21 protein-coding genes are annotated in these 20,600 nt (G+C 60.2%); 7 read left to right on the forward strand and 14 right to left on the reverse strand.

Annotation, left to right across the window (positions count from 1 at the left end; all coding sequences use genetic code 11):
* Window position 1: 1 nt before the first annotated feature.
* The 9 genes from V5E99_RS15015 to V5E99_RS15055 all read right to left on the reverse strand — a co-directional run bounded on the left by V5E99_RS15015 (window position 2) and on the right by V5E99_RS15055 (window position 9,872).
* On the reverse strand, window positions 2–811 hold the full coding sequence (locus tag V5E99_RS15015; protein ID WP_499803131.1) for a MetQ/NlpA family ABC transporter substrate-binding protein: 810 nt from the start codon (window positions 809–811) through the stop codon (window positions 2–4).
* Window positions 812–932: 121 nt separating this feature from the next.
* A complete protein-coding gene (locus V5E99_RS15020; RefSeq protein WP_499803132.1) occupies window positions 933–2,291 on the reverse strand; it encodes an LLM class flavin-dependent oxidoreductase in 1,359 nt (452 codons plus the stop codon).
* Window positions 2,291–3,484: an SfnB family sulfur acquisition oxidoreductase gene (locus V5E99_RS15025; protein ID WP_499803133.1), complete on the reverse strand. Its 1,194-nt coding sequence runs from the start codon at window positions 3,482–3,484 to the stop codon at window positions 2,291–2,293. Before V5E99_RS15025 ends, V5E99_RS15020 begins: the two co-directional genes overlap by 1 nt.
* A 23-nt stretch (window positions 3,485–3,507) precedes the next feature.
* Window positions 3,508–4,749 (reverse strand): SfnB family sulfur acquisition oxidoreductase, encoded by a 1,242-nt coding sequence (locus V5E99_RS15030; RefSeq protein ID WP_499803134.1) that lies wholly within the window; start codon window positions 4,747–4,749, stop codon window positions 3,508–3,510.
* 372 nt (window positions 4,750–5,121) lie between these two features.
* Window positions 5,122–5,886 carry a hypothetical protein gene (locus tag V5E99_RS15035; RefSeq protein WP_499803135.1) on the reverse strand — a complete coding sequence of 255 codons (765 nt, stop codon included), beginning with the start codon at window positions 5,884–5,886 and terminating at the stop codon, window positions 5,122–5,124.
* A gap of 469 nt (window positions 5,887–6,355) precedes the next feature.
* Window positions 6,356–7,111: an L-cystine ABC transporter ATP-binding protein TcyN gene (tcyN, locus tag V5E99_RS15040; protein ID WP_499803136.1), complete on the reverse strand. Its 756-nt coding sequence runs from the start codon at window positions 7,109–7,111 to the stop codon at window positions 6,356–6,358.
* Between the two features lie 4 nt (window positions 7,112–7,115).
* Entirely contained in the window at window positions 7,116–7,781 is a 666-nt protein-coding gene (gene tcyL, locus V5E99_RS15045) for a cystine ABC transporter permease (RefSeq protein ID WP_499803137.1), read from the reverse strand.
* A complete protein-coding gene (gene tcyJ / locus V5E99_RS15050) occupies window positions 7,781–8,581 on the reverse strand; it encodes a cystine ABC transporter substrate-binding protein (RefSeq protein ID WP_499803138.1) in 801 nt (266 codons plus the stop codon). The genes tcyL and tcyJ overlap by 1 nt, the downstream gene beginning before the upstream one ends.
* Before the next feature lie 298 nt (window positions 8,582–8,879).
* The gene (locus tag V5E99_RS15055) at window positions 8,880–9,872 is read right to left on the reverse strand and encodes a D-cysteine desulfhydrase (RefSeq protein WP_499803139.1); all 993 of its coding nucleotides are present in this window, start codon (window positions 9,870–9,872) and stop codon (window positions 8,880–8,882) included.
* A gap of 190 nt (window positions 9,873–10,062) precedes the next feature.
* On the opposite strand from V5E99_RS15055, the gene epsC reads away from it, so the two are divergent.
* Complete coding sequence (epsC, locus tag V5E99_RS15060) at window positions 10,063–10,989, forward strand: serine O-acetyltransferase EpsC (protein ID WP_499803140.1); 927 nt, start codon at window positions 10,063–10,065, stop codon at window positions 10,987–10,989.
* A 379-nt stretch (window positions 10,990–11,368) separates the two neighbouring features.
* Window positions 11,369–13,363, forward strand: coding sequence for a choline transporter BetT (betT, locus tag V5E99_RS15065; protein WP_499803141.1), 1,995 nt, complete (start codon window positions 11,369–11,371; stop codon window positions 13,361–13,363).
* Window positions 13,364–13,380: 17 nt separating this feature from the next.
* Here the strand turns inward: betT and V5E99_RS15070 are convergent, their stop codons facing one another.
* Window positions 13,381–13,638, reverse strand: coding sequence for a hypothetical protein (locus tag V5E99_RS15070; RefSeq protein ID WP_499803142.1), 258 nt, complete (start codon window positions 13,636–13,638; stop codon window positions 13,381–13,383).
* Window positions 13,639–13,952: 314 nt separating this feature from the next.
* On the opposite strand from V5E99_RS15070, the gene V5E99_RS15075 reads away from it, so the two are divergent.
* The 5 genes from V5E99_RS15075 to mgrA all read left to right on the forward strand — a co-directional run bounded on the left by V5E99_RS15075 (window position 13,953) and on the right by mgrA (window position 16,648).
* Entirely contained in the window at window positions 13,953–14,135 is a 183-nt protein-coding gene (locus tag V5E99_RS15075; RefSeq protein WP_499803143.1) for a type II toxin-antitoxin system HicA family toxin, read from the forward strand.
* A gap of 59 nt (window positions 14,136–14,194) precedes the next feature.
* On the forward strand, window positions 14,195–14,596 hold the full coding sequence (locus V5E99_RS15080) for a type II toxin-antitoxin system HicB family antitoxin (protein WP_499803144.1): 402 nt from the start codon (window positions 14,195–14,197) through the stop codon (window positions 14,594–14,596).
* A gap of 417 nt (window positions 14,597–15,013) precedes the next feature.
* Window positions 15,014–15,214, forward strand: coding sequence for a hypothetical protein (locus V5E99_RS15085; protein WP_499803145.1), 201 nt, complete (start codon window positions 15,014–15,016; stop codon window positions 15,212–15,214).
* Between the two features lie 117 nt (window positions 15,215–15,331).
* A complete protein-coding gene (locus V5E99_RS15090) occupies window positions 15,332–15,583 on the forward strand; it encodes a hypothetical protein (RefSeq protein WP_499803146.1) in 252 nt (83 codons plus the stop codon).
* 27 nt (window positions 15,584–15,610) lie between these two features.
* The gene (gene mgrA / locus V5E99_RS15095; RefSeq protein ID WP_499803147.1) at window positions 15,611–16,648 is read left to right on the forward strand and encodes an L-glyceraldehyde 3-phosphate reductase; all 1,038 of its coding nucleotides are present in this window, start codon (window positions 15,611–15,613) and stop codon (window positions 16,646–16,648) included.
* 118 nt (window positions 16,649–16,766) lie between these two features.
* On the opposite strand, the gene tauD is transcribed toward mgrA, so the two are convergent.
* The 4 genes from tauD to tauA form a co-directional block, all read right to left on the reverse strand.
* A complete protein-coding gene (tauD, locus tag V5E99_RS15100) occupies window positions 16,767–17,606 on the reverse strand; it encodes a taurine dioxygenase (RefSeq protein WP_499803148.1) in 840 nt (279 codons plus the stop codon).
* A 187-nt stretch (window positions 17,607–17,793) separates the two neighbouring features.
* Window positions 17,794–18,627: a taurine ABC transporter permease TauC gene (gene tauC / locus V5E99_RS15105; RefSeq protein ID WP_499803149.1), complete on the reverse strand. Its 834-nt coding sequence runs from the start codon at window positions 18,625–18,627 to the stop codon at window positions 17,794–17,796.
* Window positions 18,624–19,418 (reverse strand): taurine ABC transporter ATP-binding subunit, encoded by a 795-nt coding sequence (tauB, locus tag V5E99_RS15110; protein ID WP_499803150.1) that lies wholly within the window; start codon window positions 19,416–19,418, stop codon window positions 18,624–18,626. Before tauB ends, tauC begins: the two co-directional genes overlap by 4 nt.
* A 16-nt stretch (window positions 19,419–19,434) precedes the next feature.
* Window positions 19,435–20,412, reverse strand: coding sequence for a taurine ABC transporter substrate-binding protein (gene tauA, locus V5E99_RS15115; protein WP_499803151.1), 978 nt, complete (start codon window positions 20,410–20,412; stop codon window positions 19,435–19,437).
* Between the last annotated feature and the right edge of the window lie 188 nt (window positions 20,413–20,600).

Below are 20,600 nucleotides of genomic sequence, written 5' to 3' on the forward strand. Positions count from 1 at the left end.
CTCAGCTTTCCCAGCCGGCTTGATAGAGCTTGCCGTGGGCCTTATCCAGCGCCGCACGCACGGCTGGCGAATGCTGGTAGATGTCGACGAATTTGATCAGGCGCGGGTCGGTTTTGCTTTTTGGCTGGATCACGAACTGGATTACGTATTCCTTGTGATCGAGGCCGTCAAACAGCAGCGCCGAACCGGCATCGAAGGTCTTCGCCAGGCGAATGTAGGCCGGGTAACCCTGGACCAGATCGGCGTCGTCATAGGCGCGCACCAGTTGCACGGCTTCGACCTGAAGGATTTTGATCTTCTTCGGGTTGGCGATGATGTCTTCTTCGGTGGCTTTGTAGCCGACACCCGGTTTGAGGGTGATCAGGCCAGCCTTGGCCAACAGTTGCAGGCCGCGACCGCTGTTGATCGGGTCGTTGGCGATGGCCACGGTGGCGCCTTGGGGCAGTTCGTCGAAGCTTTTGTATTTCTTCGAGTAGAGGCCGACGTTGTTGATGATGCCCGGCGCAAACGGCACCAGGTCAAAACCGGCGGCAGCCTTGGCGTTTTCCAGGAAGGGCACGTGCTGGAAATAGTTCACGTCGATGTCGCCGGCGGCGAGGCTGACGTTCGGCGCGATCCAGTCGGTGAATTCCACCAGTTCGACTTTCAGGCCTTGTTTGGAGGCTTCCTCGACGGCGGCTTCCAGCGGAATGGCGAACGCGGCGGTGGTGCCGACTTTCAGCGGCGCGTCGGCGGCGAACACCGCCGCGCTGAACAGGCCGAGGGCCAGGGCCAGTGCTTTGACTGGGTGGGACAGGCGTTTCTTGGTCATGATGGTTATTCCAGTCAGTGCATTAAATTTTGGGTGTTTGGTCGGGCCTCTTCGCGGGCAAGCCTCGCTCCTACAAGGGCAATGCGATCCCCTGTAGGAGCGAGGCTTGCCCGCGAAGCTTCTAACGGCGAAACGCTGCGCCCGTGTGTTGCTCCGGCAAATGCGCCTCGCCGTGAAACAGCTTCTCGCGCAGGCTGCCGCTGTCGTAAGCGGTCTTGTACGAGCCACGACGCTGCAACTCCGGGATCACCAGATCGATGAAATCCACATAGCTTTCCGGCGTGACAATCCGCGTCAGGTTGAAGCCATCCAGCCCGGTTTCAGCGATCCACGATTCCAGCTCATCGGCCACTTGTTCCGGTGAGCCGACCACGGTGATGTAGCGGCCACCGAGGGCGTGTTGTTCGAGCAATTTGCGCCGGGTCCAGTCGTTGTTTTGCAGGTTCTTGGTCGCCGACTGGATCGCGTTGCTCTTCACGTACTGGATCGGTTCGTCGATCTCGTACTGGGAAAAATCGATCGCGGTGGACGCCGAGAAATGCGCCACGCCGGCCTCGGCACTGGCGTAGCTCAGGTACTCGGCGTGCTTCTTCCAGGCAAGCTCTTCGGTGGCGCCGACGATCACGTTCAGGCCCATGAACACCTTGATGTCCTCGGGATTGCGCCCGGCCTCGACGGCGCTGGCGCGGACCTTGTCCACTTGCACCTTGGTCGACGGTTTGTTCTGGCCGCTGATAAACACGCACTCGGCATGGCGCCCGGCGAACAGCAAACCGCGATCCGAACTGCCGGCCTGGAACAGCACCGGCGTGCGCTGCGGCGACGGCTCGCAGAGGTGATAACCCTCGACCTGATAGAACTCGCCCTTGTGCTCGACCTTGTGCACTTTCTCCGGCTGCGCGTAGATCCGCTGCTGGGGATCGTTGAGCACCGCGCCGTTTTCCCAGCTGCCCTCCCAGAGTTTGTAGAGCACTTGCAAGTACTCGTCGGCCTGATCGTAACGACGGTCGTGCTCGACTTGTTCGCTCAGGCCCATGGCTTTTGCGGCGCTATCGAGGTAACCGGTGACGATGTTCCAGCCGACCCGGCCGCGACTCAAATGATCGAGGGTCGACATGCGCCGGGCGAACAGATACGGCGCCTCGTAGGTCAGGTTGGCGGTGAGGCCAAAACCGAGGTTTTTCGTCACGGCGGCCATGGCCGAGACCAGCAACAGCGGATCGTTGACCGGCAACTGGATCGACTCTTTGAGCGTGACGTCCACCGAGTTCTGGTAGACGTCGTACACGCCGACGATGTCCGCGATGAACAAACCGTCGAACAGCCCACGTTCCAGCAGTTGTGCCAGTTCGGTCCAGTATTCGATGGTTTTGTAGTCGGTGGAGTTGTCCCGTGGATGGGTCCACAGGCCATGGTTGATGTGCCCGATGCAGTTCATGTTGAACGCGTTGAGCAGGATCTTTTTCTTGGCCTCGCTCATCAGATCGTCCCCCGTAGCGGCGGGTTCTCATCGTTGAGGTAGTAATTACCGACCGCGTGGTACTTCCAGCGCACCGGGTCGTGCAGGGTGTGCACCCGGGCGTTGCGCCAGTGGCGATCCAGACCGTGTTCGATCAGGGTCGCCTGGCTGCCGGCCAGTTCGAACAACGTACTGCCGGCGGCGAGGGAGATTTCGGTGCTGATGGCCCGGGCTTCGGCGACGGCAATCGAGGCGGCGGCGACGGTCTCGGCGTTCGTCTCGGCCTGGGCCGTGTCGAGGAATTCGCCGGCGCGCTCCAGCAGCGCTTCGGTGGCGTGCAAGCGAATCGCCAAGTGGCCGAAGCTCTTGAGGGTCAGCGGATCTTCGATGGCTTTTTCATGGGTGGCGTCGATCCACGGCCGGGTTTTGGTGCGCACGAAGTGCAGGGCATCTTCGTAAGCGGCGCGGGCGATACCGGTGTCGATGGCGGCGTGAAGAATCTGCGCGAGCGGGCCAACGGTGGTCGGGCGCTCGAACGCACTTTGAAACGGGATCACGTCTTCGGCGGCGACGTACACGTCTTCGAACACCACCGAACCGCTGCCGGTGGTGCGCTGGCCGAAACCACTCCAGTCGTCGATCACGCTCAGGCCTTTGCTGTCGCGGGGCACGAACGCCAGTTGCTGTACGCCGTTTTCATCCACCACCGAGGTCGGGATGCGCTGGGCGTAAATCGCGCCGGTGGCGTAGAACTTGCGCCCGTTGATGCGATAGCCGTCGCCGTCGCGTTTGAGGCTGGTGACGCGGTCGTGGGCGGTTTTGGTGCCCAGTTCGGCGAGGGCATTGCCGAAGCGCTGGCCGGCCAGGACTTCGGCGTACAGGCGTTTTTTCTGCGCGTCGCTGCCGTTCACTCGCAGCACTTCTAGGGCGTAGAAATGGTTTTGCGGGATTTGGCCCAGGGAGCTGTCAGCCTGGGCGATCAGGGCAATGACTTTGGCCAGGGTGACGTTGGACACGCCAGCGCCGCCGTATGCTTTCGGCACGCTGATGCCCCACAGGCCCGAACGGGAAAACACTTCGAGTTCCGGGTGCGGCAAACGGCGTTCGCGGTCGCGCAGGGCGCTGTCGCGTTTGAAATCGTCGGCCAGGTCGCTGGCGACAATCAGGGCTTGCTCATCGCTGGTTATGACCGCGACGTGGTGAGAAAGAGTCATGTGTTTCTCCAGAGGTCTGGTCGTTAAATCCAGGAGTGGCGAGCGGGCAACGTACCGTTCAAGTGGTAAGTGCCGACGGCGTAGTATTTCCAGCGAACGGGGTCGTGCAGGGTGTGCACGCGAGCGTTGCGCCAGTGCCGGTCGAGGTTGAATTCGGCGAGGGTGGCGCGGCTGCCGGCCAGTTCGAAGAGTTTTTCGCTGGCCAGCAACGAGATCTCGGTGGTCAGCACTTTGGCTTCGGCCACGGCAATCGAGGCGCGGGCGGCGGACGCGGCGGTGAGCGGCGCGGCGTTGACCTGATCGAGCACCTTTCCGGCCTTGCGCAGCAGCGCTTCGGCGGCGTGCAATTCAATTTTCAGTTTGCCGATGTCGGCGATCACGTAGAGGTCATCGCTGGCCCGTTCGACGTTGGCGTCGATCCACGGCCGGGCACGGGTTTTCACAAATTCGATGGCGTCGTCGATGGCGCCACGGGCGATGCCGGCGTCGATGGCCGCTTGAATCAATTGCGACACGGCGCCCTGGATGTTCGGGTTGTCGTTGATCTTCCAGTTGTCCACCACCAGCTCGGCGTCGACCCGCACGTTGTTGAGCAAAATGGTGCCGCTGGCGGTGGTGCGCTGACCGAAACCGGACCAGTCATCGACAATGCGCAAACCCGGTGTGCCACGGCGGACGAAGGCCAGCACTTGCTTGCCGTCGTCATTCAACGCCTTGACCGCCACCCAGTGGGCGAACAGCGCGCCGGTGGAGTAAAACTTCTGGCCACTGATGACAAATCCGTCGCCGTCAGCGGTGATCCGCGCTTTCAATTCGAGGGTGTTTTTGGTGCCGCGTTCCGGCCCGGCATTGCCGATGCGCCAGCCTTCGAGCACGCTTTTGAACAGCTGTTTTTTCTGCGCTTCCGTGGCGCTGCCGAGCACCAGGTTGAGGATGCCGAACTGGTTCTGCGGGATCTGCCCCAACGCCGGATCGGCTGCGGAAATGATCGCGAACACCTCGGCGATGGTGACGAACGAAACCTGCGGGCCACCGTACTCGCGCGGGATGGCAATACTGCCGAGGCCGCTGCGGGTGAACTGTTCGATTTCCGACCACGGCAGCTTGCGCTGCTGATCACGTTTGGCCGCTTGCAGGCGGGCGACTTGCGCCAGCTCGTGGGCAGCCTTGATGGCTTGTGCGTCGTTGCGCAAAACCTGCGCGGGCAACAACAGGGGGGCGATATCCAGATCACTCTGGATCGTTGCATCTGCCAGATTGGACATCAGCGCCACTCCTTGGCTGCACGCAATGCGCTGGCGTTCTGCACTGGGGTGATTGTGTTCCGGACCATACCTACCTCACATCTCATGAAAAACGCCGCGATGGTGGCGGCGAACGAAAAACAAGAATGTCCGGTGGTCCGGTTTATATACCCTAAACGCGTATAAATAATTAATAAACTAACTTTTAGGAATATGCATAGAAGGGCGTCTGTCCGTGGGGCAACAGTTGTTGGTGTGGCAACAGCCAAACCTGAATACGCACTCCCTGTGGGAGCGGGCTTGCTCGCGAAGGCGGTGTGTCAGGCACTTTTTATTTCGACTGACACGGCCTCTTCGCGGGCAAGCCTTGCTCCTACAGGGGTGGTGGTGTTTTTACTGTTGGCGGGGTTCTGCGGCTTTGAGTTGTTCTTTCAGCGGCACTTTCAGGTAGGGATTGGCGCAGCCGATCTTCAACATTCGCGGCGGCGCCCAGCGGGAGTTATTGCCCACCCGGTCGAGGATGCAGTAGGTCACTTCCAGACGCAGGTCTTCGCCGGCTTCGAGAATGATCGCCGGCGGCACCCAGACCTGGATCGGCTGGCCGATATCGCCGGCCTTGAGCTTGGGCAAGTCCATGCGCACATCGCCCCAGCGCAGGGTGATTTCGTCGTCGATGGCCATGTTCAGGTAGGGCTCGATGGTCAGCGGTACGCCGCGTTTGATCTGGTTCGGGTTGACCCCTTGGCGGCGAATGGTGTCGGGGATGTTCACCGGCGCCAGGCCCTGGTTTTCGTCACCGGACGCGCCCGGCGACTGGCCGCCCGGGCAATCGAGCTTGATCTGCACCCGTGTCGTCAGTGACAGCGCCGGGTCTCGCCCGACCTGCATGACACGGTAGTGGAGGTGGGAGGTGCCGTTGATGACAAAGCTCTCGGGCACTCGCAGCCGCACGGGTTGACCGATGTCGTCGACGATCAGGGCTTTTGAGGCGACGTAGCAGTTGTCCCAGTACAGTTCGATCAGATCGCCTTCGTCCATGCCGGGATAGGGCGCTACCGCGATCAGCAGGTGGGCAGCCGAGGTGATGTTGATGCCGCTCTTGTGGGATTGCGCCAGGGTCGGGGCCGCAAGTTCGGGTTTGGTCGAGGTGCTTGTCATGGGTTTCTCTCCTTGAAGCCTTGCAGCGAAGTCCGTTTCTGGAAGATCAAAAGGCGTGAATTACCGAGCAACAAAACAGTGAGTTATAGGCAAGTGTTAATAACAATTGAGTTGGGTGCCGGCGCCTGCTGGAGACTAGATAAGAGAGTGCTCGAATAAGTGTCAATAGAGTTTGTTAGTTGCGCGGCGGAATCAGCGTTAATCAGAAATATCCTACGCGCTGAAGTTAATAAGCGTCAGCGTTGCGTCGAACATTACCCGACTTTCGCCCGTTTTGATGCGGCGTGATGGTTGAACCGATGCGACACATAAAGGCGCGATGATTTTGTTGCAGCACATAAATATGTACCGCTCATGGGGATGGAGAGTTGTATAGGTTAGTTACGAGGGCGTTTCGATAAGCGGATGTTTTGTGTGGAGGGTAAATGTCACTTCCGTCCGTGGAAGTTAACAAGTATCAAGCGGTGTTTCAGTGGTGCGCGTTATTCAGGAACTTGCTGAGGAACTGCCGGGTGCGTTCTTCTTTTGGATTGGCAAACAACGCCTTGGCTTCGCCTTGCTCGACAATCACACCCTTGTCGAAAAACACCACGCGGTTCGCCACGTCCCGGGCAAAGCCCATTTCGTGGGTGACGATGACCATGGTGCGGTTCTCTTCGGCGAGGCTGCGGATGGTCGACAGCACTTCGCCAACCAGTTCCGGGTCGAGCGCCGAGGTGGGTTCGTCGAACAGAATGACTTCCGGCTCCATCGCCAGCGCCCGGGCAATCGCCACGCGCTGTTGCTGACCACCGGACAGGCGTCGCGGGTAAGCGTCTTCCTTGCCCGCCAGACCCACTCGGGCCAAGAGCTTTTTGCCCAAGGCAACGGCTTCGTCGTGCGGGATCTTCTTCACGATGATCGGGCCTTCGATCACGTTCTCAAGGGCCGTGCGATGCGGGAACAGGTTGAAGTTCTGGAACACGAAACCGACATGCTGGCGCAAACGACGCACCAGGCCTTGCTGCTGGTTCAACGGGCGGCTGCCATCGATTTCGATGTCGCCAACCTTGATCCGGCCGCTGGTGGGTTCTTCAAGGAAGTTCAGGCAGCGCAGGAACGTGGTTTTACCCGAACCGCTCGGCCCGATAATCGCGACGACCTCACCTTCCTTCACTTCCAGATCGATGCCGTTGAGCACCACTTGACCCTTGAACTGCTTTGTCAGTTTTTCCACGACAATCATTGGGTCAGGACTCCTGGTCGTGCCGATTGACCCGCTCTTCCAACTTGTTCTGCAGGTGCGACAGCACCGTGGCCAGAATCCAGTAGATCAGCGCGGCGGCGAGATACATGGTGAAGACTTCGAAAGTCCGGGCGGTGATCAGTTGCGCCTGGCGGAACAGTTCCGGCACCTGGATGGTGGCGGCCAGTGCCGTGTCCTTGACCAGCGAAATAAAGCTGTTGCCCAGCGGCGGTAAAGCCGTGCGCATCGCTTGCGGAATGATGGCCCGGCGCAGGGTCTGCGCGCGGGTCATGCCGATACTGGCGGCAGCTTCCCACTGGCCACGCTCGATGGAGCTGATCGCGGCACGCAGGATTTCGCAGGCGTAGGCGGCCATGTTCAGCGAGAAGCCGATCAGGGCCGCTGGCAGCGGATCAAGTTCGACGCCCAATTGCGGCAAGCCGTAATAGATCACGAACAGTTGCACCAGCAACGGCGTGCCGCGAAAGAACGACACGTAGATGCGCGCCAGCCAGCTGACCGATTTGAACCGCGACAGGCGCATCAACGCCAGGCCGAAGCCCATCACCAGGCCGAAGAACATCCCGCCCAGGCTCAAGATGACCGTGTAGTACGCGCCCTTCAGCAGGAAGGGCGCGGAGTCCAGTGCGAGTTGGAAAGCTTCTTCCATTATTTAGTGACGTCAGCTTGGAAGTATTTTTCCGAGATCTTTGCCAGTGTGCCGTCGGCACGCAGCTCGTCGAGGGCTTTGTTCACAGCGGCCAGCAGCTCTGGCTCATTTTTGCGCAGGGCAATGCCGGACTCCTGACGGGAGAAGGCTTGGCCTGCAGCCACGGTTTTCGGGGCTTTCTTGGCGTATTCAAGCGCCGCCAGACGGTCGATCAGGATGGCGTCGGTACGGCCATTGTTCAGGTCGGCGAACTTGGTCGGATCATCGTCGTAGGTGCGCACGTCAGCGGTCGGCACATTAGCGCGGACCCACTGTTCATAGTTGGTGCCCAGGCCTACACCGACTTTCTTGCCGGCCAGGTCAGCGGCGGTCTTGATGTTCAGCTTGGCTTCCTTGTCCTTCAGCACCAGCGCCTGAATCCCGGAAATGGTGTACGGCTCGGAGAAGTCATACTTCTTCTTGCGCTCGTCGGAGATGGTCACTTGGTTGACGACCACGTCCAGGCGCTTGGATTCCAGCGCGGCGAGGATGCCGTCCCATTTGGTTGGCTGAATCTTGGCTTTAACGCCCAGTTTTTTCGCCAGGGCTTCGGAGAGCTCGACTTCGAAGCCGGCCAGTTTGCCGTCGGCGTCGACGAAACTGAACGGAGGATAAGTGCCTTCCAGGCCGACGTTGATCACGCCTGCGTCCTTGATTTTTTGCAGCTGCTCACCGGCAACCGCTTGACCCAACAGGCCGGCGCTCAGTGCCAGGCCCAGCGAACCGACCAGCAGGTTTCGACGTAGTGCGGAAAAATTCATGACAAGCCCCTGTGTTTTCTTATGAAGACGCTTTTAGGAAAGTTGGCAAAATCGGGATTTGGACGACTGCAATATCCTGCCCTAAAGCAGCGGATGCGTCTCGCGCCAAATTCGCCTGCGGCGCGACTATATGATGGCGCCGTTAGATGTGAAAATACTAAATATTGATTTTGTTATTCTTTTTGGAGATATGTGGTGTCTTTGGAAAAGATCGCAGCCTTCGGCAGCTCCTACAGGGGTCGGTGTGCTCCCGTAGGAGCTGCCGAAGGCTGCGATCTTTTGATCTTCGTTTGATCGATTACAGGAAATCTTTGTAGGCAAACAACGCCGGCGCCCCACCGGTGTGCAGGAAGATGATCGGCCCATCCTCAAAACGCCCACGCCCGATGCCATCCAGCAACCCGGCCATGGCCTTGCCGGTGTACACCGGATCGAGCAGCAAACCTTCCTGGCTCGCCACCAGCTTCACCGCCGACAACGTCCCGGCATTCGGCTCGCCATAGCGCGGGCCGAAATATTCGTCCCACAGTTCAACCTTGAAATTCGCCGGCAGGCTCACGCCCAGCAGCTCGGCGGTACGTTCGGCCAGCCCTTGGACTTTCGGCCGCTGATCTTCTTCGCTGCGCGACACGGTCACGCCAATCACGGGCAGAGCCGGGATGGCTTCGCTCAAGGCCAGCGCCAGACCGCTGTGGGTCCCGGCACTGCCCGAGGCCAGGACCACGGCGGCGAATTGCAGGCCGGTGTCCTTGATCTGTTCCGCCAGTTCCAGGCCGGCGCGCACGTAACCCAGCGCGCCCAGGGCGTTGGAACCACCAATCGGCACCAGATACGGTTTCTTGCCGTTGTTGCGCAAGCGATCGGCCAGGGCTTGCAGTTGCTCGTCGGCGTTGTCGAGGTTTTCCACCAATTCGACTTTGGCTTCGAACAGGTCGAGCAGCAGTCGGTTGCCGTTGCCGACGTAGTTGGCGTCGTCGGTGCCCAGCGGGTTTTCCAGCAGCGCAACGCAGCCCAGGCCCAGTTTGGCGGCGATGGCGGCGGTCTGGCGTACATGGTTGGACTGGAGCGCACCTGCCGTGATCAAGGTGTCGGCGCCCTGGGCCAGCGCATCGGCGGCCAGGTATTCGAGTTTGCGCAGCTTGTTGCCGCCCATGGCCAGCGGCGTCAGGTCATCGCGTTTGACGTAGACATCGCGGCCCAGCCAGGTCGACAGGCGTTCAAGTTTTTCCAGGGCGGTGGGATGGCCAAGCAGGTCGAGGCGGTTAAAGCGGGCAAGCTGTTGTTTGATCATGGGTCCGTACTGGCGGTGGGAGATGTCAGGACTATAGGCACGCTCATTTGTACGGGCAACCGCCAATCGCTTATATCCGAATGTGCTGAACACAGCACTATTGGTTCTTAATTCGGCTCCAAGCCCTTGCCGTAAAGTAATCGCCGTCAGCGCGGCCAGACAGTCCGGCCGCCCGTGAGGAGTTTTTACCGTGAGCGAGCGTTCCAGCCATTGGCAATTGCAGACCATCGTCAGCCAACTGCGCACGGCGCGTGATCAATGGCGTGCACAAAACGGCCGGGCCAGCGGCGAGCAGGGCGGTCGCGAGTTGCCGTCCCGGGCGGCCATGGCGGACATTCTTGAAGCCTTGTGCGGCGCGTTGTTCCCGATGCGCCTGGGGCCGGTGGATTTGCGCGAAGAGAGTGAAGACTTCTACGTCGGCCACACCCTCGACGTCGCGTTGAACGCATTGTTGGCCCAGGCGCGGCTTGAGTTGCGCTACGCCGCCCGTCACAGCGCCCAGGCTGACACCGAAGTCGAAGCCAAAACCATCCAGATCATCCAGGAATTTGCCCTCGCCTTGCCGGGGCTGCGCAGCCTGTTGGACACCGACGTGCTGGCGGCTTATCACGGCGACCCGGCGGCCCGCAGCGTCGATGAAGTGCTGCTGTGCTACCCGGGGATTCTGGCGGTGATTCACCATCGCCTGGCCCATCATTTGTACCGCGCCGGGTTGCCATTGCTGGCGCGGATCAGCGCGGAAATCGCTCACTCGGCGACCGGCATCGACATTCATCCGGGGGCGCAGATCGGCCGCAGCTTCTTTATCGATCACGGGACGGGTGTGGTGATTGGCGAGACGGCGATCATCGGCGAGCGGGTGCGGATTTATCAGGCCGTGACGTTGGGCGCCAAGCGCTTCCCGGCGGATGAGGACGGCCAGTTGCAGAAGGGCCATCCGCGCCATCCGATTGTGGAGGACGATGTGGTGATCTATGCCGGGGCGACGATTCTGGGGCGGATCACCATTGGCAAGGGCTCGACCATTGGTGGCAACGTCTGGTTGACCCGCAGCGTGCCGGCGGGGGCCAACCTGACCCAGGCGAATTTGCAGCATGATGATGGGACGCAGAAGTAAACCTCGAAATCTTCGCTGACTGAGCTGGCCTCTTCGCGGGCAAGCCTCGCTCCTACAGGTCGTGCGCCATTTTCAAATGAGCGCATGACCTGTAGGAGCGAGGCTTGCCCGCGAAGGGTTTCAAGCCGAACCGAGATAATGGCATTGCGCCAATTTCCCAGTGAACGAATCCCCCAAACCCCGCGTCATACCCTTCCTTGAGCTAGCGTACAGAACGTACCGCCGAGCCCTGCGATTAGTCCTTAGCCTGCTATTCATGTTTAACTTGAACGCTCATTCAAGTTAAACCGCCGGTTTGCTGCCCGCTCACAACAGGAGGCTTGCCCTTGCCGAGTCCGTTACTGATTGCCCTGTTTCACCCCCTTGAGGTGCGCCTTTCATGAGTGCGCCGTCCACTCCTCCTAGCGGCCAGGTCCGCATGAATCCGCCAGTGTTTTACTTCGCGGCGGGTTTCATTTTGTTGTTCGGCGTTGTCGTGATGGCCATGCCCGAACAGGCCGGTGCCTGGTTGCTGGAAGCGCAAAACTGGGCGGCCAATACGGTCGGCTGGTATTACATGCTCGCGATGACCCTGTATCTGGTCTTCGTGGTGGTCACCGCGTTGTCTGGCTACGGCAAGATCAAACTCGGTGCCGACCACGACGAACCCGAATTCAGTTACCTGTCCTGGGCCGGCATGCTGTTCGCCGCCGGGATCAGCATCACGCTGTTTTTCTTTTGTGTCTCCGAACCGCTGACGCATTTGGCGCAACCGCCCCAAGGCACCGCCGGCACGCCGGAAGCGGCGCGGCAGGCGATGCAGATTCTGTTTCTGCACTGGGGCCTGCATGGCTGGGGCGTGTTTGCCTTCGTCGGCATGGCGCTGGCGTATTTCGCGTATCGGCATAACCTGCCGCTGGCCCTGCGTTCGGCGCTGTATCCGCTGATCGGCAAACGCATCAACGGCCCGATCGGCTACGCGGTGGATGGCTTCGGCATCATCGCCACGGTGTTCGGTCTCGGCGCGGACATGGGCTTCGGGGTCTTGCACCTGAACTCAGGCCTGGACTACCTGTTCGGCATCGCCCACACCCACTGGATTCAGGTCGGCCTGATCACGCTGATGATGGGCGCGGCGATCATTGTTGCGGTGTCCGGCGTCGATAAAGGCGTGCGGGTCATGTCCGACATCAACATGCTGCTGGCCTGTGCGCTGCTGCTGTTTGTGTTGTTCGCCGGCCCGACGCAGCACCTGCTCAACACCTTGATCCAGAACATCGGCGATTACCTCGGCGCGTTGCCGATGAAGAGTTTCGACCTCTACGCCTACGACAAACCCAGCGACTGGCTGGGCGGTTGGACAGTGTTCTACTGGGCCTGGTGGATTGCATGGTCGCCGTTCGTGGGCCTGTTCATCGCACGGATTTCCCGGGGCCGGACCATCCGCGAATTCGTCTTCGGCGTGCTGCTGATCCCGCTCGGTTTCACCCTGGCGTGGATGTCGATCTTCGGCAACAGCGCCATCGACCAAGTGCTCAACCACGGCATGAGTGCGCTCGGCATGTCGGCCATCGATAACCCGTCGATGACCTTGTACCTGCTGCTGGAAACCTACCCGTGGAGCAAAACCGTCATCGCGGTCACGGTGTTCATCAGCTTCGTGTTCTTCGTCACGTCCGCCGATTCGGGCACCGTGGTGTTGTCGACGCTGTCCGCCAAGGGCGGCAACCCCGACGAAGACGGGCCGAAGTGGCTGCGGGTGTTCTGGGGCGCGATGACCGCGCTGGTGACCAGTGCGCTGCTGTTCTCCGGCAGCATTGATGCGCTGAAATCAGCGGTGGTGCTGACCTCGCTGCCGTTCTCGATGATCTTGTTGCTGATGATGTGGGGGCTGCACAAAGCGTTTTACCTGGAGTCCCAGAAGCAGATCGCGCAGATGCATTCCCTGGCGCCGGTGTCCGGTTCCAAACGTGGCGGCTGGCGTCAGCGCTTGAGTCAGGCCGTGCATTTCCCGTCGAGGGATGAGGTCTATCGTTTCCTCGACACCACGGTGCGCCCGGCGATTGAAGAAGTGACGGCGGTGTTCGTCGAGAAGGGCTTGAACGTGGTCGCTCAGCCGGACCCGGCGAACGACAGCGTCAGCCTGGAAATCGGTCATGGCGAGCAGCATCCGTTCATCTACCAAGTGCAGATGCGTGGCTACTTCACGCCATCCTTCGCCCGTGGCGGCATGGGCTCCAAGCAGCTCAACAACCGTCGCTACTACCGGGCCGAAGTGCATTTGAGCGAAGGCAGTCAGGACTACGATCTGGTGGGTTACACCAAGGAACAGATCATCAACGACATCCTCGACCAGTACGAACGGCACATGCAGTTCCTGCACCTGGTGCGTTGATCGGGCGCCGGTGGCGCCTAGGCTTTGTTCAGCACCATGAACAACACCAGCGCCGCCACCGGCACACTGAACACCAACGCACCGACCACCAGTTCCGAGCTTACGGACTGGCCCGCCGTGACCACACCAATCGCGCCATTGATCACCGTCAACGCCAGCCACAGCACGACAAAACTGTAGGTCAGGGTCTGACGGCTGAACCCGATTCGCTCGCCGATGTACAGCATCATGGCCAGCAGGACCAGGCCGAAGAAAATGATGATGGTGGTGTGCATGGTGGATTCCGTCCTTTAGGGGGATGTGCTGTCAGGTCCGCATTTGGTCTGTGCCACTTCACCAGTTTAGTGGTGCGATAGAGATCCAGTGTGCAGGCCCGCACCTTATCGCCACTGACATAAATCGGCACATGTTCGATTACCCGCGGACTGCTTGAGAAGATGCTGTGTCGAGCTCGTTACCCGCTGGTCCGGGAGCAGTGTCGGCGCGGACTCATTCGGCTAGTATTTATCATCGTGTGTATGGTGTGTATAAAAATTGCTTTTCGGTGCCTAGAGTACGCAGCACTTGCTGTCGAAAAGGGCGAAGGAAAATGCGCAGTCGGGAAATGATCAGGATGATCGAAGAAGACGGTTGGTATCTGGTGGCCGTGAAGGGTAGCCACCACCAGTACAAACATTCTCGCAAGCTTGGGAGGGTGACAATCAAGCATCCGGATTCGGATCTGCCTAAAGGCACGATCAACAGCATATTGAAACAGGCGGGCCTGAAATGAGCCCCGTCATCGGATACGAGCGTCCCGAGGGGGCTCTACTACAGGAAGGATTCATCCAAATGAAATTTCCGGTCGTTCTGCATAAGGATGCCGACTCAGAGTACGGCGTGATTGTCCCGGACGTGCCAGGGTGCTTCTCCGCTGGCAGCACGGTTGCCCAGGCATTTGAAAATGTTAAAGAGGCGTTGTCTTTGCACTATGAAGGCCTGGTGGCTGATCGTGAGCCGTTGCCCCAAGTCCGCGAGATTGACGCTCATATCGATAACCCTGATTACGCGGGTGGCGTGTGGGGCGTGGTCGAGTTCGATATCACGCCTTACTTCGGCAAGTCGGTTCGCTTCAATGCCACGCTACCTGAGCAGTTGCTGGAACGTATCGACCAGACGGTAAGGCGAGACCAGCGCTACAGTTCGAGGTCTGGCTTTCTCGCGGCCGCAGCCTTACGCGAACTGTCGGCTTGACTCGGACTCCCACGGGGGCGGTGTAAATCAGTGAGGGGTGTGTGTATCGCTCAGGCGCTCGATCACTCGACACGCCAGTAAATTCAAGCGCTGCACCTCCACTGGCGACACCTCCAGACTTCAAGCGCCTGGCGCAGATTGCCGAAGTGGCGAAGTTCCACGCGTTGTTCGTCGCCAACCGGACCGATTGCCAGCGGCATGGCCCGCTCAGACCCCTTTGAACCCCTGACTTTGATGCCTGCATTGAGCGCTGTGACAGGGCGTATCGGGCTGATCGCCACCGGCCTCGGCCAGCGATAAAGAGCCGTACCATGTGGCACGAAAATTCGCATCTCTTGGCTATTTTTCAGGAGGCGCTCAGCGTGGAATCTGGCGACTTCCGACAACGCCGCCGAAGCACAAAATATCGGTCACGACGTGCCTGTCGGCCATGATGACCAATACTGGCGGGCTCCGGAGTTCCATCCAGGGGTCACCGGACGCTGGGACAGTTACGAGGATGAAGCCTTCGTACGAGAAAAAGCCAGCGGTACGTACTACCGCCCGGAAAAGTACACATCCTCAACCACGTCGGCGAACATTTCCGGTTCGCTGAACATGGCGCGGGACAACCGGTGATCGCACAGGCCGGTTCTTCCGAACTTGAGCGTGAGCTCGCAGCGCTGACTCGCTGACAATCAGCCCAGTGTTTTTTTGTGGTCGTCCGGCAGACTGAAAGCGAAGCCCAAGAAAAATGTGAAACGTTTCAGCAATTCGTCGAACGCCGAGGTTGGCGTCGCACTGCTTGGGCGTATGCTGGGCAACTTCGACTTGGCGACGTACCCGCTGGACGGACCGCTGCCGGCGTTGCCACTGAGCGAAAGCAGCCAGCAAAGCCGTCAGAAACGGCTGACGGAAAACTGGCGGGTCAGCAGAACCCGGTCGCGGCTACGCAGCCGAACGGGAGCAAGCACCCTCGCCACCGGATTGATGCCTGATTCCAAATAGTAGTAAACCCAAACAAGAGAGGATTCGATGACTTACACCGCTGCCGAAAACCGCTATGACTCCATCCCATACCGCCGCGTAGGTCGCAGCGGGCTGGTGTTGCCGGCCCTCTCGCTGGGTCTGTGGCACAACTTCGGCGACAGCACGCCGATCGACACCCAGCGCTCGCTGTTGCGCACCGCGTTCGACCTGGGCATCAACCACTTCGACCTGGCCAACAACTACGGCCCGCCGTACGGCAGCGCCGAAATCAACTTCGGTCGTTTGCTGCGCGAAGACTTCAAGCAGTACCGCGACGAGTTGATCATCTCCAGCAAGGCTGGTTGGGACATGTGGCCGGGCCCTTACGGCCAGGGCGGCGGTTCGCGCAAATACGTGCTGGCCAGCCTCGACCAGAGCCTGCAACGCCTGGGCCTCGATTACGTGGACATCTTCTATTCCCACCGCTTCGACCCGGACACTCCGCTGGAAGAAACCGCCAGCGCCCTCGCTACCGCTGTGCAACAGGGCAAGGCGCTGTACATCGGTATCTCGTCCTACTCCGGGGTGAAAACCCGGGAAATGGCCGCGCTGTTGCAAGAGTGGAAAGTGCCGCTGTTGATTCATCAACCGGCCTACAACCTGCTCAACCGTTGGGTCGAAAAAGACCTGCTGGACGTCACCGACGAACTCGGTGCCGGGGTGATCGCCTTCACACCGTTGGCCCAAGGCCTGTTGACCGACAAATACCTCAACGGCATTCCAAAAGACGCGCGAGTTAACCGCCCGGGCGGTGGTTCGTTGCAGGGATCGCACCTGTCCGAAGCCAACATCGCCCACGTGCGCGGGCTCAACGAAATCGCCAAGCGTCGCGGTCAAAGCCTGGCGCAACTGGCGCTGGCCTGGACCCTGCGCGATCCGCGCGTGACTTCGGCGCTGATCGGCGCAAGCCGGCCGGAGCAGATCATCGAGAACGTCGGGGCGTTGAAGAATCTGAGCTTTAGCGCGGAAGAACTGGCGGAGATCGACCGGTTTGCCCAAGAGGGCGGGATCAATCTTTGGGAGAAGCCTTCGACGGCTGAGTAACTTTTAAAAAGCAAAAGATCGCAGCCTTCGGCAGCTCCTACGGGATTGATGTTCGACCGCAATATTGGCGGCGACCGCCATCATTGTAGGAGCTGCCGGAGGCTGCGATCTTTTGACCTTAAAAAAACGGCACATCCCCCAACACCGTTGCCCGCTGCATCACTCGCCGCGCCGGCCGGTAATCGTCCACCGCGTAATGCTGGGTCACGCGGTTATCCCAGAACGCCACATCATCCTTCTGCCAGCGCCAGCGAATGGTGAATTCCGGCCGTGTGGCATGGGCGAACAAGAACTTCAAAATCACCTCGCTCTCAGTCTCCGACAGCTCATTGATCTTCGACGTGAACCCTTCATTGACGAACAGCGAGCGGCGCCCGCTCACCGGGTGCGTGCGGATCACCGGGTGCGACAGCGGCGGATTCTTGCGCCGGGCTTCTTCCCACTGGGCCAATGCTTCTGGCGTGTTGCCATAGCGCTCCAGCGGAAATGAACGGGTGAAGTCATGGGTCGCCGTCAGTCCTTCGAGCAAGGTTTTCAGCGGCGCCGACAAGGCTTCATACGCCGCAATCCCGCTGGCCCACAACGTATCGCCGCCAAACTCCGGCAGCAATTTGGCGCTGAGCACCGCGCCCATGGCCGGGGTCGGCAGGAAGGTGACGTCGGTGTGCCAGATTGCGTTATCGCGCACGTCGGTGACGGCGGTGTCGAGGATCAGCACTTCCGGCTGTTCCGGCACGTTCGGGTAGATCGGGTGAATGTGCAGGTCGCCGAAATAGGCGGCGAAACGCGCTTGTTGTTGCGGCGTGATCGGTTGGTCGCGGAAGAACAACACCTGGTGCTTGAGCAACGCCTGTTCGATGGCGTCGCGTTGTTCCAAGTTCAGCGGCTGGCTGACATCGATGCCGCTGATCTGCGCGCCGAGGGCCGAGCTTAAAGGGACGATGTTCAGAGTGCTCATGGTGGTTCTCTTCAATTCCGGGTGTTGCCTATGTTTACGAACGACACCGCACCTGTAGGAGCTGCCGAGTGAAACGAGGCTGCGATCTTTTGATCTTGCTCTCTAAAAACAACATCAAAAGATCGCAGCCTCGTTTCACTCGGCAGCTCCTACGGGGTTGATCCAAAAAAGGGGCAATTTAGGCGCTTCAGTGTGCCTGGCCGTGCCACGGCACCAGTTTGCGTTGCAGCGCGCGCAGGCCCATTTCCATGGCGAAGGCGATCAGCGCGATGACCAGAATCCCCAGCACCACCACATCGGTGACCAGGAATTGCGCGGCCGACTGCACCATGAAGCCCAAACCGCTGGTAGCCGCAATCAATTCGGCGGCGACCAGCGTCGACCAACCCACACCCAGACCAATCCGCACGCCAGTCAAGATATCCGGCAACGCGCTCGGCAGAATCACATGCCGAATCAACTGCGCCCGGGTCGCGCCCAGCGACTGCGCGGCGCGCAACTTGGCCGGGTCAACCGTGCGCACGCCGGTGGCGGTGGCGATGGCAATCGGGGCGAAGATCGCCAGGTAAATCAGCAAGACTTTCGACAGCTCGCCGATACCGCACCAGATCACGATCAGTGGCAGATAAGCCAACGGTGGAATCGGGCGGTAGAACTCGATCAGCGGGTCTAGAATCCCGCGAGCGATGCGGTTATGCCCGATGGCGATACCCACCGGCACGGCGGTCAACACGGCGAAACCGAGGCCCAGGCCTATCCGGCTCAGACTCGCGCCCAAGTGCTGCCACAAGGTCGAATCCATGTAGCCGGTGGTCGCCAGCAGCCAGCCTTTTTGCAGCACGGCGGACGGTGGCGGCAGAAACAGCGGCTCGATCAACCCGGTGGCGGTGACGGCCCACCAGATAAACACCAGAGCAATCAGCGTCAACACACTGATCCAGCGTGTGCTGACACGGCGACGAACCGGAATCACGGTCGCCCCCGGCTTCACCGTCACCGCTGGAATTTCATAGCTGCTCATGCGCGCTCCTGCCGCTGGGCGGCGCTGCGTTGGGAGAACACTTTGGCGAGCACGTGTTCGCGGGTTTCGATAAAGCGCGGGTCGGATTTGATCGCCCGTGCCGACTCGCCGGCGGCGTACCGCTGGCCGAAATCCAGGCTCAGGCGCTCGACGATTTGCCCGGGATTCGGCGCCAACAGAATCAAGTCAGTGGCGAGGAACACCGCTTCTTCGATGTCGTGGGTAATCAGGAAAACCGGTTTGGCGGTGCGCCGCCAGACTTGCAGCAGCAGCTCCTGCATTTGTTCGCGGGTGAAGGCGTCGAGGGCGCCGAAGGGTTCGTCCATCAGCAATACGCGCGGGTCGGCGGCGAGGGCTCGGGCCAGACCGACACGTTGCTTCTGACCGCCGGAGAGCTGCCAGATGCGGCGGTTTTCGAAACCGGAAAGGTCCACCAGCGCGAGCATTTCCCGGGCACGGATTTCCCGTTTATCCCGGGACACGCCGGCCAGTTCCAGACCGAAACCGACGTTGGCCAGCACGTCCTGCCAGGGCAGCAGGGCGTCGTCCTGGAACACCACGCCACGTTCGGCGCTCGGGCCTTTGACCGGCACGCCATCGAGGGTGATGCGCCCGGCGCTGGGCTCGACGAAACCGGCAATCAGGTTCAACAGCGAAGTCTTGCCACTGCCGGACGGGCCGAGGGCCACCAGCAATTGCTGGGGCCCCAGGCTCAAGGAAATATCCGCCAGTACCGGTTCCGGACTGCCGGGGTACTGTGCGCTGATGCGCTCCAGCTGTAGCAAAGCCATCGCAATGAACTCCCGATCAGTTGGTGATGTATTTGGCGCTGACGTACGGGGCGTAATCCGGCAGCACGGCCTCGACCTTGCCTTGTTCTTTGAGGAACGCGGCGGTGTCGGTGATGGCTTTGGTGGTCGGCGCGCCGAGGGTGATCACTTGATCGGCCGCCAGCGGGTAGACGTTGCCTTGCAGCAGCAATGGAATGTCAGAGGCCTTGGCGCCGGAGAGCTTCACCAGTTTGTCGACGTTGGATTGGTTGGCGAGCCAGGCTTTCGGGTCTTTGCGGTAGTCGGCGTAGGCATCCAGGGTCACTTTGGCGAACGCGGTGACGATTTCCGGGTGCTTCTCGGCGAAGTCTTTGCGCACGATCCAGGCATCGAAGGTCGGCGCGCCGAACTTGGCCAGTTCACCAGAGGTGATCAGCACTTTGCCGTTTTCCTTAGCCACGCCCAACGCTGGGTCCCAGACGTACGTGGCGTCGATGTCACCGCGTTTCCACGCAGCGACGATGGCCGGTGGCGCGAGGTTGAGGATGGTGACTTTCGACGGATCGATGTTCCAGTGCTTCAGCGCGGCGAGCAGGCTGTAGTGGCCGGTGGACACGAACGGCACGGCGATTTTTTTGCCGATCAGGTCTTGCGGGGTCTTGATCCCGGAACCGTCGCGAGCGACCAGCGCTTCAGCGGCGCCGATCTGGGTGGCGATGAGGAAAGTTTCAACCGGGACCTTACGGGTGATGGCGGCGGTCAAAGGACTGGAACCGAGGTAACCGATCTGCACGTCGCCAGAGGCAATGGCGGCGATGATGTCGGCACCGTTGTCGAATTTGCGCCAGTCGATCTTGGCGTGGGTGGCTGTTTCGTACGCGCCGTCGGCCTGGGCGACTTTGGCCGGGTCCACGGTGGTCTGGTAGGCGACGGTGAGGTCGGCTGCCTGGGCAAAGAAGCTCGCCGCAGCCAGAGACGCGGCCGCCAGGAGGCGAAGGGGAAAGTGCAGTTTCATGGGGAAGCTCCTTGTCAGGCGACCGAGTGTCGGCGTGAAAGGAGACTAAATGATCTAAGAATCCGAAAATAAATAACTTTTTCGAATGAGCTTATGAGCGGAAAATTCTAAAGGATCAAAAGATCGCAGCCTGCGGCAGCTCCTCCAACGGTAGCGTGAAGACACAAAATTGCGTGATGCGGGCAAAA

It is taken from the genome of Janthinobacterium sp. LPB2021202312-11-4 (genome assembly GCF_037049705.1).
Classification (GTDB): Bacteria; Pseudomonadota; Gammaproteobacteria; order Pseudomonadales; family Pseudomonadaceae; genus Aquipseudomonas.

Bases quoted from the DNA above. Each gene is read 5' to 3' on its own strand.
- tauA (WP_499803151.1), bottom strand. From the start codon at position 20,412: ATGAAACTGCACTTTCCCCTTCGCCTCCTGGCGGCCGCGTCTCTGGCT.
- tcyN (WP_499803136.1), bottom strand. From the start codon at position 7,111: ATGATTGTCGTGGAAAAACTGACAAAGCAGTTCAAGGGTCAAGTGGTG.
- V5E99_RS15015 (WP_499803131.1), bottom strand. From the start codon at position 811: ATGACCAAGAAACGCCTGTCCCACCCAGTCAAAGCACTGGCCCTGGCC.
- V5E99_RS15055 (WP_499803139.1), bottom strand. From the start codon at position 9,872: ATGATCAAACAACAGCTTGCCCGCTTTAACCGCCTCGACCTGCTTGGC.
- tauD (WP_499803148.1), bottom strand. From the start codon at position 17,606: ATGAGCACTCTGAACATCGTCCCTTTAAGCTCGGCCCTCGGCGCGCAG.
- V5E99_RS15080 (WP_499803144.1), top strand. From the start codon at position 14,195: ATGAAATTTCCGGTCGTTCTGCATAAGGATGCCGACTCAGAGTACGGC.
- V5E99_RS15025 (WP_499803133.1), bottom strand. From the start codon at position 3,484: ATGACTCTTTCTCACCACGTCGCGGTCATAACCAGCGATGAGCAAGCC.
- V5E99_RS15030 (WP_499803134.1), bottom strand. From the start codon at position 4,749: ATGTCCAATCTGGCAGATGCAACGATCCAGAGTGATCTGGATATCGCC.
- mgrA (WP_499803147.1), top strand. From the start codon at position 15,611: ATGACTTACACCGCTGCCGAAAACCGCTATGACTCCATCCCATACCGC.
- tcyL (WP_499803137.1), bottom strand. From the start codon at position 7,781: ATGGAAGAAGCTTTCCAACTCGCACTGGACTCCGCGCCCTTCCTGCTG.
- tauC (WP_499803149.1), bottom strand. From the start codon at position 18,627: ATGAGCAGCTATGAAATTCCAGCGGTGACGGTGAAGCCGGGGGCGACC.
- V5E99_RS15075 (WP_499803143.1), top strand. From the start codon at position 13,953: ATGCGCAGTCGGGAAATGATCAGGATGATCGAAGAAGACGGTTGGTAT.
- tcyJ (WP_499803138.1), bottom strand. From the start codon at position 8,581: ATGAATTTTTCCGCACTACGTCGAAACCTGCTGGTCGGTTCGCTGGGC.
- V5E99_RS15035 (WP_499803135.1), bottom strand. From the start codon at position 5,886: ATGACAAGCACCTCGACCAAACCCGAACTTGCGGCCCCGACCCTGGCG.
- V5E99_RS15070 (WP_499803142.1), bottom strand. From the start codon at position 13,638: ATGCACACCACCATCATCATTTTCTTCGGCCTGGTCCTGCTGGCCATG.
- V5E99_RS15020 (WP_499803132.1), bottom strand. From the start codon at position 2,291: ATGAGCGAGGCCAAGAAAAAGATCCTGCTCAACGCGTTCAACATGAAC.
- betT (WP_499803141.1), top strand. From the start codon at position 11,369: ATGAGTGCGCCGTCCACTCCTCCTAGCGGCCAGGTCCGCATGAATCCG.
- tauB (WP_499803150.1), bottom strand. From the start codon at position 19,418: ATGGCTTTGCTACAGCTGGAGCGCATCAGCGCACAGTACCCCGGCAGT.